The organism is Enterococcus termitis (assembly GCF_001730305.1).
GTDB classification, from domain to species: Bacteria; Bacillota; Bacilli; order Lactobacillales; family Enterococcaceae; genus Enterococcus_L; species Enterococcus_L termitis.
The window spans coordinates 520,149-531,949 of the sequence record NZ_MIJY01000001.1 but is presented as its reverse complement, the minus strand read 5'-3'; the positions used below and the strand labels follow the sequence as shown (position 1 = coordinate 531,949).

At 37.8% G+C, this 11,801-nt stretch carries 12 protein-coding genes and 1 riboswitch; of the genes, 5 read left to right on the top strand and 7 right to left on the bottom strand.

The window, feature by feature from the left end; genetic code table 11:
* Nucleotides 1-263 precede the first annotated feature (263 nt).
* A riboswitch (M-box (ykoK) riboswitch) is annotated at nt 264-433 on the top strand.
* A 203-nt stretch (nt 434-636) separates the two neighbouring features.
* From BCR25_RS02505 to BCR25_RS02495, 3 genes are read left to right on the top strand one after another with little or no spacing between them, the layout of a single operon-like run.
* Nucleotides 637-1,563 (top strand): LCP family protein, encoded by a 927-nt coding sequence (locus BCR25_RS02505; protein ID WP_069662014.1) that lies wholly within the window; start codon nt 637-639, stop codon nt 1,561-1,563.
* Nucleotides 1,560-2,741, top strand: coding sequence for an FtsW/RodA/SpoVE family cell cycle protein (locus BCR25_RS02500; RefSeq protein ID WP_069662013.1), 1,182 nt, complete (start codon nt 1,560-1,562; stop codon nt 2,739-2,741). Before BCR25_RS02505 ends, BCR25_RS02500 begins: the two co-directional genes overlap by 4 nt.
* Nucleotides 2,738-3,907, top strand: a complete 1,170-nt coding sequence (locus tag BCR25_RS02495) for an FtsW/RodA/SpoVE family cell cycle protein (protein ID WP_069662012.1) — start codon at nt 2,738-2,740, stop codon at nt 3,905-3,907. The genes BCR25_RS02500 and BCR25_RS02495 overlap by 4 nt, the downstream gene beginning before the upstream one ends.
* Nucleotides 3,908-4,374: 467 nt before the next feature.
* On the opposite strand, the gene BCR25_RS02490 is transcribed toward BCR25_RS02495, so the two are convergent.
* The 4 genes from BCR25_RS02490 to BCR25_RS02475 form a co-directional block, all read right to left on the bottom strand.
* On the bottom strand, nt 4,375-6,099 hold the full coding sequence (locus BCR25_RS02490; RefSeq protein ID WP_245792074.1) for a carboxylesterase family protein: 1,725 nt from the start codon (nt 6,097-6,099) through the stop codon (nt 4,375-4,377).
* Nucleotides 6,100-6,926: 827 nt separating this feature from the next.
* Nucleotides 6,927-7,235: a DUF1292 domain-containing protein gene (locus BCR25_RS02485; protein WP_069662011.1), complete on the bottom strand. Its 309-nt coding sequence runs from the start codon at nt 7,233-7,235 to the stop codon at nt 6,927-6,929.
* Between the two features lie 43 nt (nt 7,236-7,278).
* Nucleotides 7,279-7,707, bottom strand: coding sequence for a Holliday junction resolvase RuvX (ruvX, locus tag BCR25_RS02480; protein WP_069662010.1), 429 nt, complete (start codon nt 7,705-7,707; stop codon nt 7,279-7,281).
* Nucleotides 7,704-7,973 (bottom strand): IreB family regulatory phosphoprotein, encoded by a 270-nt coding sequence (locus BCR25_RS02475; RefSeq protein WP_069662009.1) that lies wholly within the window; start codon nt 7,971-7,973, stop codon nt 7,704-7,706. The genes ruvX and BCR25_RS02475 overlap by 4 nt, the downstream gene beginning before the upstream one ends.
* 286 nt (nt 7,974-8,259) lie before the next feature.
* On the opposite strand from BCR25_RS02475, the gene BCR25_RS19755 reads away from it, so the two are divergent.
* Together BCR25_RS19755 and BCR25_RS19750 are read left to right on the top strand one after the other, a co-directional pair.
* Complete coding sequence (locus BCR25_RS19755; RefSeq protein ID WP_083242559.1) at nt 8,260-8,589, top strand: methyltransferase domain-containing protein; 330 nt, start codon at nt 8,260-8,262, stop codon at nt 8,587-8,589.
* Nucleotides 8,589-8,897, top strand: coding sequence for a class I SAM-dependent methyltransferase (locus tag BCR25_RS19750; protein WP_083242558.1), 309 nt, complete (start codon nt 8,589-8,591; stop codon nt 8,895-8,897). The genes BCR25_RS19755 and BCR25_RS19750 overlap by 1 nt, the downstream gene beginning before the upstream one ends.
* Before the next feature lie 40 nt (nt 8,898-8,937).
* Here the strand turns inward: BCR25_RS19750 and argF are convergent, their stop codons facing one another.
* Genes argF through argB form a run of 3 tightly spaced genes read right to left on the bottom strand, consistent with a single transcriptional unit; the run spans nt 8,938 to nt 11,769 of the window.
* Nucleotides 8,938-9,870 carry an ornithine carbamoyltransferase gene (argF, locus tag BCR25_RS02465; protein ID WP_069662008.1) on the bottom strand — a complete coding sequence of 311 codons (933 nt, stop codon included), beginning with the start codon at nt 9,868-9,870 and terminating at the stop codon, nt 8,938-8,940.
* Nucleotides 9,863-11,020, bottom strand: a complete 1,158-nt coding sequence (gene argD / locus BCR25_RS02460; protein WP_069662007.1) for an acetylornithine transaminase — start codon at nt 11,018-11,020, stop codon at nt 9,863-9,865. The genes argF and argD overlap by 8 nt, the downstream gene beginning before the upstream one ends.
* The gene (gene argB, locus BCR25_RS02455) at nt 11,017-11,769 is read right to left on the bottom strand and encodes an acetylglutamate kinase (protein WP_069662006.1); all 753 of its coding nucleotides are present in this window, start codon (nt 11,767-11,769) and stop codon (nt 11,017-11,019) included. Before argB ends, argD begins: the two co-directional genes overlap by 4 nt.
* Nucleotides 11,770-11,801 lie beyond the last annotated feature (32 nt).

The window sequence follows — 11,801 nt, the reverse complement described above, 5'->3', positions numbered from 1 at the left end:
TGCGATATAATTTTTACGATTTATTTGTATGAAAGGAGCCAAATTGTTATTTTTTAGTTAAGAAAACTTAAAGAAATCCATGCTAAATTTTTAAGAAATCCTCCAAATGATTATCAGGCACACAGCGCTTTAAACAACGACCTTATCAGCTCCACTAAAAAGAGCAACTATCTTATATACTCGTTTGCGCTTTCATAATTATAAAAAAATTAATAGTTTAACAATTGACTTCTTTTGCTGGATTGATTATATTGAGGGCGATCTGAATAACTTGTTAGGTGAGGCTCCTATGAAAACACAGGCTACTGCTCAGAAATGTCGAAAGACAGGTATGGGTAGGACAGGAATTGTCGAATTAAGGCTTTTCACAAAGTAGCTAAAAGCAATGCTTTTTACGTTTCATAGTGCTAAAACTCAACGATGAGAATGATAAAAAGTTTTATTTTTGCTGGAATCAATCCCCTTCGCTGAGTCTTTTAAGCGGAGGTTTTTTGTTTTACATCAACGATAGATTCAGGAGGTGAAAGGGAACACAGGAAACAATTCCAGCAATAAGACGATTATCCCGACATCTAGGTCGATTTCCAACCGCAATTTATTTGATGATCAACTAAAATGATTCGCGAGGAATAAAAAATGAATAGAAATAAACGAACGTTGATTTTTATCAGCTTAGTCATGATTTTGATTGTTACTGCTTTTGGCTGCTATATAGTAATTGGCTTTCACCATGGTAAAAAAGCTGCGCACAGTCAGATCAATCAACAAAAAAATGTTGATTTTTCCGCTGATGTACAAACAAATATGAAAGAGATTACTATTCTTTTGATTGGCGACGATGGACGAGAAGAGGATGAAGACGGCGGACGGGCGGATACCTTGATGGTCGCTCATTATAACAGTGAGACCAAACAACCCAAATTGATTTCCATCATGAGAGATTCCTACGTCCAAATTCCTGAGCATGGATTAGAAAAAATCAATGCCGCTTATGCGTTTGGTGGTGCTGAACTAACAAAAAAAGTCTTAAACGCTACTTTTGGTCTGCCAATCAACTATTACATTTCAGTTGATTTCAATCATTTTATCCGTTTGATCGATGAGCTCTACCCAAAAGGTGTCAAGATTCAAGCTGAAAAAGATCTAAATTTAGATAATGTCGATATAAAAAAAGGGGCGCAAACGATGGACGGCAATACGCTGCTTCAATATGCCCGATTTCGAATGGATGAGGAAGGTGATTTCGGACGCGTGAGAAGACAGCAGCAAGTAATGAATGCTTTGGCCAAACAAGCAAAGCATGCTGTCCCATTTTTACAGCTACCTCAAATTGCTGGTGAAGCTGTTGGTTATTTAGATACCAATATTCCTCCCGATGTTTTAATCGATTTAGCTAAGGACTTTTTAAGCGGTAAAGTTAAACCACTTGAAACGTTATCTGTTCCAGTTGAAGGGAGCTGGATGTTCAATGACTATACTGAAGCGGGCAGTGTACTCGAAATCGATGAAACTCAAAATAAGCAGGCAATCAATGATTTTTTAACTGACGAGGCAGAAAAATGAGTTGCACAAAAAAACAGTCCAAATTGATGTATGTAGATTTTTATCTCCTACTCCCTTATTTTATTTTATGCATTATTGGAATCTTAATGGTCTATAGTTCTAGTTCTTATCAATTACTGGATAGTGAATTAGGAACTGCCAGTAAAGCAATTAAACAAACCTATTATTTTGTTTTCAGCTTTACTTGCCTTTGTTTTGTTTATCGCATCAACTTGAATGTTCTGCGTAAACCGTTCGTCATCTACTTATTACTTGGACTGACTTTTCTTTCGATCATTATGTTGCCGTTCATTGGAACAAGTGTCGGTGGTGCGAAACGCTGGATCAATTTAGGCGTTCTGTTGTTCCAGCCTTCAGAATTAGTTCCCTTTGTCTTAGTACTGTATTTAGCAGCAGCCCTGTCAAAAACAGAGCATTTACACCCTTTTTCATTTCGAGAATATAAGCGTCCTATCTTCGTTTCTCTGTTTTTCATAGTGTTCGTTGCTTTGCAGCCGAATATTGCTGGTGCTTCAATGATTTTCATCCTTGTTTTGGTTTTATTTTTAGCCAGTGGTTTATCTCCCTGGTTTATGTCCATGGCACTCGTAGGATTTGTTGTAGTAAAAAAAACTGGAACCTTTCTTTTATTATCTTTACCAACAGACTGGCTGCCTCAAAAATTTGGTTATCTTGTTACTCGTTTTGAAGTTATGCAAAATCCGTTTATTGACCCAACCGGCAAAGGATTCCAAACCTCCAATGCTTATTATGCCATGCATAACGGCGGTTTTTGGGGGCTTGGCTTAGGCAATAGCATTCAAAAAAAAGGCTTCCTGCCTGCGCCGGATACCGATTTCATTTTTGCAATCTGCATCGAGGAGCTTGGGTTGATTTTTTCTTTGGGGATTTTGTTCTTAGTTTTTTTCATGGTTGGTCGCTTGTTTCTATTAGGCATTCGAACGAAACAGCTCTATTATTCTTATCTGTACATCGGTTGCGGTATGCTACTATGCCTGCAGGTCTCTGTCAATGTTGGTAGTTTGCTGGGCTACATTCCAATGACTGGACTAACCTTTCCTTTTATTAGCTATGGTGGCTCTAGTTTATTGATTTTAAGTCTTGTGTTGGGAACGGCTTTGAATGCCCGTGCAACTGAACAAAGAGAAATTTATCCGAATCAAGGAGGAGGCCAATGAAGCGAATCACTCAAAACAAACAAGAACTAATCAACTATGCGTTGTTGCTGCCGGTTTTTCTTTTGATTCTGGTCAGTTTCATTGCGCAGTACGGCGCATTTCAAGCAGATCCAGCCATCGAATCTGCTGTACCTTTATTGAAAAAACAGATTTTATGGACGTTATTGGGGGTTATTGCTATGTTCTTGACAATGCTGATCCCAATTAAATTGTTGTGGAAAGCAACACCGTATCTTTATTGTGGCTCACTTGTATTAATGAGTCTGTTGATCCCCTTTCACGATCCGATTATGGCTGCTGCCACAGGAACCAAACGTTGGATTCGCCTCGGTCCTTTGGCTTTTCAACCTTCTGAATTTACTAAATTAGGCTTTATTCTTATGCTGGCTTATATCGTTACTAAAAGAAACAAAGATCGTTCAGATTCTTCCTTGATCAAAAAAGACTTATTTCTTTTAGGAAAATTATTGTTGGTAAGTCTACCTATTTTTGGGTTGATGTTTTATCAGAAAGATTTTGGAACAAGCTTAGTTTTTCTGTCTATTCTACTTGGTATTATGCTGGTCTCCGATTGTTCGTGGAAAATGTTGACACTTATTTTTGGCTCGTTGAGCATAGCTGGTGTCAGCACGATTTTACTTGTATTAACGGAACAAGGACAAAAAATTCTAGCTTATCTTCATTTTCAGCCTTATCAATTTAACCGAATCCATGCGTGGTTGGATCCTTTTGCTTATGCTGATTCTATTGCTTTTCAGCAGGCACGAGGCTTGACCGCCATCGGATCAGGTGAACTAATCGGAAAAGGTTTGACGAATTTACAAGTATATGTTCCTGTTCGTGAATCAGATATGATTTTTACTGTTATTGGCGAAGCTTATGGATTCATTGGCAGTTGTGTATTGATTTTACTTTTTTTCTATCTTATTTATCAAATGTTGATTTGTACACTGGCAGCAAAACGTGAATTTTATGCCTATATCACAACTGGAGTGATCATGTATTTTCTGTTTCATATTCTAGAAAATATTGGCTCAAATATTGGCTTACTTCCTTTAACAGGAATTCCTTTGCCTTTCATCAGTCAAGGCGGAACTGCCTATCTTGTTAATTTTATCGCAATCGGATTGATTCTTTCGATGTTTCGACAAAAAGAAGACTCTTGATTATTTCTTATCTTCACTCTTTAAATCATTTTGTTTCCATAGGTAAATTGCTTATCCGTCAAAAGTAAAAAACTAGAACAAACACCCATGAAGGCGATCGCCCTCATGGGTGTTTGTTCTACTCTATTGTTCCTCTCAAGCGAAAGAGGCTGGGATAGAAACGTTTAACCCCGAGAAATAAGCTGGAATTCACGAAAATTGCCAAGCATCACAGTGAGTTTACGAACTGATGATAATTGGTACCTACCTGGTGCTCTTCAAATTTTTGTGACCAAGTAGGTACTGTGCAACAATGTCTATCTGCGACGAGTCTTTGACGAGAAAGCATCAACTCGTTCCTCGTTGTGTTGTACAGCAATTTCAGCTTATTTCCGAAGGGGTTGTTTCTGCTTCCACCGTTTATTCGGATGTCAAGTGACTAGATTGTCACTCATAGAGTTATGTCCCAGATACTTTCGCCTACTTTACTATTCTTTATCAAATTCAGAAAGTTGATCATATTTTTTGTCTAAACCTTTACTAAACCAACGACCGTTCATGACTTTATTTATTAATTCTTTCTTTTGCTCATCTGTAATTGTCGTATCTTTATCGATATCTTCCAATACTTTTTCGTAGTCATATTCTTTGCTGCCCATTTCCGCTGACGCTTTTTGTTTGTCCGCATTTACAAATAAGAGATTGTCTGAAGCATCCTCTTTCCATTCATCCCATTGCGGTAGATCTGTCCCATTTGGATCACCATTTTTTATAAATTCATATACGTAATCCTGGAACATCTTACTTAACTCTTTTGCCCCGTCACTTTCATAGGCATCACCAACTAAACCAGCATAGTTTTTGCTTTGTGTATCAAGCAATGGTACGAAAACACCGTGAAATGCGCCTAATTTTGCCATATCTTCGCCAACTACAGCTTGATCTTGACCAAATTCAATTTCCATTCCGTAAATAGGTGACTGGTAATTTTTATTCATTTTTTCTGCAGAGTCTTCTACATTAAATAAACTATATAACTGACCACCATATTTGTTGATAAACGCATACTGATTTGCAATTTCTGGATCACTATCGATTTTTCCATCTTCAATATATTTTGCAAAATACGGATCAAAGCGACCAAATAAAGAAAATTCCTGCTCACCAGTCAACATCATAAGCGGCACAGAATTATATGAAGTCGTGTCAAATCCTTCTTCTGGAATAACATAACCATCGTTAAACAAATGAGGGAAGACGTTCATTCGAATGCCTGCATTGCTCATTAAACTAACCAAACGATCTCCATCTAGTGCATAAAGATAGTCTTTCACTTCACTATCAGAGCTTAATAACCATTTTTTTGCTTCAGCCTCGTCTTTTTTCACACCATCTTCAACAACTAAAGGAGCAATAGCTTCTGCGTAAACATCTTGGCTTTTCTTCTCATCTGCGATCGTCATACCGCCACTAAAGGAAATTGCTTTGTTAAATTTCCCTTCAAAAATTGGAGAGATCAGCATCGCCATCACATCGCGTCCGCCTGCAGAAAAACCACTCATTGTGACATTATCTTTATCGCCGCCAAAGTTTTCGATGTTTTCTTTAACCCAATCTAACGATTTACTTAAATCAAGTAAAGCATAGTTTCCTGAATTTTCTTCCTCAGAGCCATCTTTCAACGCTGGCAACGGATTGAACCCCAATGGTCCCAAGCGATAATTCACTGAAACGACAATCGCATCATGATCGGCTACAAATGATGCCCCTGAAATTTCTGCTGCAGTTCCTGTCTGATTATTTCCTCCATGAACATAGACAAGTACTGGTAAATCTTTTTTGTCATTATTCGGACGATAAATATCCAAATTCAGTCCATCTTCAGAGCCAGTCACACCATCAGCTCCTGCTTGCAATGCCACACTTCCTGCTTTTGTTGCATCGCGTTCATCTTCCCATGGTTCGGGATCAGTTGGTGCTTTCCAACGAGCTTCTTTTGCAGTATCTCCTCCATAAGGAATCCCCAGCCAAATCAGCGCATCTTTTTCTTCAGATCCTTTTACTTTCCCAAAAGCCGTTTCCCGCACAACAGAGACCGCCTCTTTTTCTCCTTCTTTGTCATTTTTACTTTGATTCGCTTGATTACAACCTCCCAGTGTAACCATCGCCAATAATAATAAACCCCAACTTACTTTTCTTTTTTGTATTTTCAAAATCCTTCCTCCTTCTATCTTCTTAGCTCCAATCGCAACTGCCCACATAATCTCCTTTCTATATTTATTAAATAAAAAAACCTAAACCACGCCACAAATGTGAGTGATTTAGGTTATGCCCCGTGGGTTACATTCCTGTTTTTATTTTAGCACAATAAAGTAAACGATTTCAATATCATTTTTTCATTTAATTTGCATTTTAAAAATATCTATATTGTATTTTTAAAATAAAATGAACGTGTACTAGAATAAGACAAATGCGGCCAGTTCATAAAAATAAAAAAGCTGGGTATAACTTGAAGATTTATTTTTCAACTCCAATGATACATGCATTTCAGTTCATTTTCGACATAGAATTCTGCATACAAAAAAAGACCCACTCTTTGGGGAAGAGTGGGAAAGGAGTTAAAAATGAAAAAGTGTTTTGTTAGGGTTGTTTGTTGGTATGCTTATATAATAGCGATATTTTGTGATTATTTTATGAAGAATCATTTTCTTTTTGATGATTAATTTTTGAGGTTTTAGTTAGTTATGTAATTTATTAGGATTCTTCATTTCTCTTAATTCAAATTATATTTCTCCATTTCTTATAAATATCTTAATGATAATTATAACTTAGCATAAAACTGTTTTTTCAATTGTTTAATAGACAACAAAAAAACCGTTTTTAACGACCTGTTTCAAATTGATTGATTCAGCTGAGCTTCTCCACTAGAAATTTTTTGGGTCATCAATATTCAACGGAGTTTGACCATTTATAGCCATTTAGCGCAAGAAACAAAAAAACTGAACCCCCATGTATCAAGGGTTCAGCTATCTTTTAAATGCTATTCTTCTTCTTCCGCCATGAATGTGTTGAAGACTTCTTCAATCATATCCCATTCTGCGTCTGTTTCGATTTGTTGCAATTCGCCTTCTGTTCCTTCGCTGTTTTCGATGTAAGCATAAGCTTGTAATTCTACATCTTCTTCTTCTGGAACACCAGCTGGATAAAGAAGTACATAGTTTTTACCAAATTCTTCTTGTCCGTCAACTGTTAGTAAAATTTCGTATAATGTTTCATTTCCTTGTTCATCAACTAAAGTGATATGTTCATGTCCTTCGTGATCATGATCATGGTTGTGTTCTTCTGCCATTTGTCTTTCTCCTTTTTGCTTCACTTATGTCAACATAAGCGGCTTAGATTTTATTGCCAGCGCTGTCTAAATAATTTTGTAAAATCATGACTGCGGCTACTTTATCGATAACTTTTTTCCTCTTAGCTCTTGAGGTATTCGCTTGCTCGATCAGCATACGTTCTGCCTGAACTGTCGTCAGACGCTCATCTTGATAGCTAACAGGTAATTGAAATAACTCTTTGATTTTTTCCCCATAAGCCATCGATGCTTCTGCTCTAGGTCCAATCGAATTATTCATGTTTTTTGGCAGTCCAACAACAAAACGAGTCACTTCGTATTCCTTAACTAATTCTGCTAACCGTTCAAAGCCAAATTCTTCCTGTTCTTCATTGATCCGAATGATCTCTACACCTTGGGCCGTCCAGCCTAATAAGTCACTGACAGCAACTCCGACTGTTTTAGAGCCGACATCAAGTCCCATCACTCTCATCGAAGCGTAATACCATGGTTAGATAAGTAAAATTTAACCAGCTCTTCCATGATTTCATCCCGTTCGTGACGACGAATCAAATTTCGAGCGTCTTGGTAACGAGGAATGTAGGCCGGGTCTCCAGAAAGCAAATAGCCCACAATCTGATTGATCGGATTATATCCTTTCTCTTCTAAAGCCTTGTATACAGTTGCCAAAGTCTCACTTACTTCCTTCTTGCGACTGTCATCAAAATCAAAACGTACAGTTTCATCTGTAAAACCCATTTATCTACACCTCACTTTTCTTCTATTCATACAGTTTCATTCTACTAAAAACTAAGCAAAACTACAAACAAAACTTGATATTTTCCCTTATAAATTAAAGATTTCCTTTAATTTATTGATAAAGCAATGATTATTGGTCTTCTATTCTTACAAAATCATCTTTTTTTGTTCACACTCTTTTTGATTTTCTACTATGATTCTCTTATACTGAAAAGAACGCTCGAAATCATCACAGGTATAAAAAGAGCATATTTGGTGATTTTTGAATAAATAAAAAGGAGATTTTATGTATATCTTTTGGGGAATTCTACTGACAATCTTGATAGTACTTTTTGGTAGTTTATTAAAGCAATCGAAACAGCCAACTGGCTTACTTGGTTTATGGATGATGCGTCTATGGAATCGTGTGTATCTTCCGATGGTAAGGTGGGCATTATCTTTTATTACAATCAGCAACTCAATGAACATCTTAGATAGCGGTGTTGGAAATGGTGAATCCACTATCTACATTCAGCAGTTGCTCCAGCCCTCATCTATAACTGGAATCGATAGTTCAAGAGATGCCATTACAGAGGCTAAAAAAAATCACTGGGACAGCCTATTTCTTTCGAAGTGATGGATATTCATCATTTAACATTTGATGACAATACCTTTGATCTTGTTACGGCATTTCAAACTCATTTTCATTGGGACGATTTGACATTGGCACTAAAAGAAATCCGGCGTGTCCTAAAACCAAATGCAACGTTTCTGCTTGCCTGTGAAACGTCAAAGCTCAACTACTTTTTACCTGAATTTAAGCAGAGTAAACAATTTGAAATGAAGATGAAGGTATTGGGTTTTACAATGAGAACACACCAAAAAAATCGCCAATGGACACTTTATATGTTTCAAAAAGAGCATCTGACTCAAAAAAACAAGTAAAAATCAGCCGAGTTTTACAGACTGATTTTTACTTGTTTTTTTATTCTTTCATCAGTTTTAGCATCAATGCTTTTTGTGCATGTAGACGATTTTCTGCTTCCTGATAGATGGCAGAATGCCCCCCGTCGATAATATCCGCTGATACTTCTTCTCCTCTGTGAGCTGGCAGGCAATGTAAAAATGTGTAATCTTGTTTTGCTTGAACAGCTAAGCGATTGTTGACCTGAAAGGCTTTAAATACCTCTGCTCTTTCTGCTTGTTCAGCTTCATCTCCCATACTTGCCCAGACATCTGTAATTAAAACATCGGCCTCTTTCACGGCTTGCATCGGATCATTAGAAATTTCAATCTTGCTGCCGCTTGCTTCAGCATTTTTTTGTGCAATTTCGATAAATTCTTGCTTAGGTTCATATCCTTTAGGTGCTGCAATTGAAATATCCATTCCTACAAGGCTGCCGCCAATCAAAAAGGAATGAGCCATGTTGTTGCCGTCACCGATATAAGCCAATTTGATTCCTTCTAATTTTCCTTTTATCTCATAAATCGTTTGAAAATCAGCTAAAATTTGACAAGGATGGTGATGATCTGTCAGACCATTGATCACAGGAATCGTCGCTTCTTTCGCCAGTTCAGCAACCATTTGATCAGAAAACGTACGGATCATGATCGCATCGACATAGCCCGACATTACTTTAGCCGTATCTTTGATTGGTTCGCCACGCCCCATTTGAGTACTTTTAGAATCTAAAACAATCGCTTGCCCGCCTAGCTGGATGATCCCAGCTTCAAATGAAACCCGCGTTCGAGTACTATTTTTTTCGAAAATCATGGCTAAAATTTTTCCAGCTAACGCACCTTTATAATCTTCCGGCTTTTTTTTGACTGCAACCGCAAGCTCAATAATCGCTAAAAACTCTGATTTTGTTAATTCGGTTAGATCTAAAATACTTTTTCCATACATGGTATTAATCATTTATCTGCTCCTTACATAAGACTTTTTCTAGTTGTTCTACTGCTTGGGTGATTTCCTCTTCAGTAATGATCAAAGGAGGCAGCAGTCTAAGCACCGTTTGTCCTGCTTTTAGTGTTATCAATCCTTCTATTTTCAGCTGATCCATTGCCCAAATCAATGTTTCTTGATCGATCAGCTCAATTCCCAACATTAACCCCTTGCCTCGAACTTCCTTGACTAATGAACTTTTTTCAGCTAATTGGTGCAGCTCTTTACTTAGTCGATCGCCTTTTTTTTGAACGTCCAGTAAAAAGTTTGGTGTGTTGATTCTGTCCACTACCTTACTTGCGACCTGCATTGCCAGATTATTTCCACCAAATGTTGATCCATGACTACCAGGTCCAAAAGCTTCTGCCAACGCACTTTTTCCTAGCATCGCTCCGACTGGAAAGCCATTGCCTAATCCTTTTGCCAATGTAAAAATATCTGGCTCGATCTGATACTGCTCATATGCATAAAACGTTCCTGTTCGGCCAATACCTGTTTGAATTTCATCGATGATCAGCAAAGCACCATTCTCATGGCAAAGCTGTTCTATTTTTTTGACCCACTGCTGATCTGCCGGAATCACACCGCCTTCTCCCTGCACTAATTCCAGTAGAACTGCTGCTGTCTGCTGGTCGATCTGTTGTACTAAAGAAGAATCGTCATTAAACGGAAGATAGTCAAAATCTGGAACTAAAGGGTGAAAGCCCTCTTGAATACTCGTTTGTCCTGTCGCACTCATCGCACCATACGTTCTACCGTGAAAGGAATTTGTAAAGCTAAGGATCTTACTACGCCCCGTCGCTTTTCTGGCTAATTTTATCGCCGCTTCATTTGCTTCCGCTCCACTGTTACAAAAATAGGCAACATAATCTTTTCCTTTTGCAAGCTGTTCGGCTGTTTTTTCTTGTAACTGACTTTCGTACAAATTTGGTGCATGCCATAATTGAGCCGCTTGCTCCGCTAATACTTGATTCAATTCAGAATCATTATACCCTAAATTCATCACACCGATTCCGCTGGTAAAATCAAGATAGTTTTGCCCTTTTTGATCGGTCAATGTACTTTTCTCACCTTTAACCCATTGAATATCTTTACGTTGATAATTTGGAAATAAATAACTCATGCATAGACCCCCGTTTCATGAATCGTTGTCCCAGTATTTTGTAGCTGATTGGTAATGTGGACTTCTTTCACACCGCCTTGAATTGCTGAAACGGCACTTTCGATCTTAGGCAGCATGCCGCCTTTTATGATGTTCTTTTTTTTCAGCTCATTGATTTCGTTAATGGCTAGTTCCTTCAACCATTGATCTTCTTTTTTTACGCCTGGAACATCGGTCAACAAATAAAGTTTTTCTGCTTGAAGTTCTTCCGCAACTTTACAGGCAACCTGATCTGCATTGATATTGAGCCAGTCTCCAGTTTGAGTCAAGCCTAACGGCGCAATGATCGGAATATGATTTCTTTCTACTAAGTGCTCCAGCAGCTCTGTATCAACTTGCTCTACTTCACCGACTGCCCCAAATATTTCTTTATTCAAAAAGCTGCCGGTGATGATTTGACCACAAGAAGCATTCAAGCCCACCACTGAAAAACCTTCTTGTTGAAAATACGTTGTGATCATAGGTTGAACCTGCCCGATCAAGACCATTTGTGTGATTTTTAGGGTTTCTTCCGTTGTGATTCTTAAGCCATCTTGGATTTTAACAGGCACATTTAATCGCTGCATCATCTCTGAAATATAATGTCCGCCTCCATGAACGATCACAACTTTTTTTCCTGCCTTTTGCCACTGTTCTATTTGTGAGAAAAATGATTTCGTCAAGTTATCACTTGCTACTCCACCCATTTTTATAACAATAACCTTCTTCATAACTGTCGCTCCCTTTAACTTTCTATACTTCG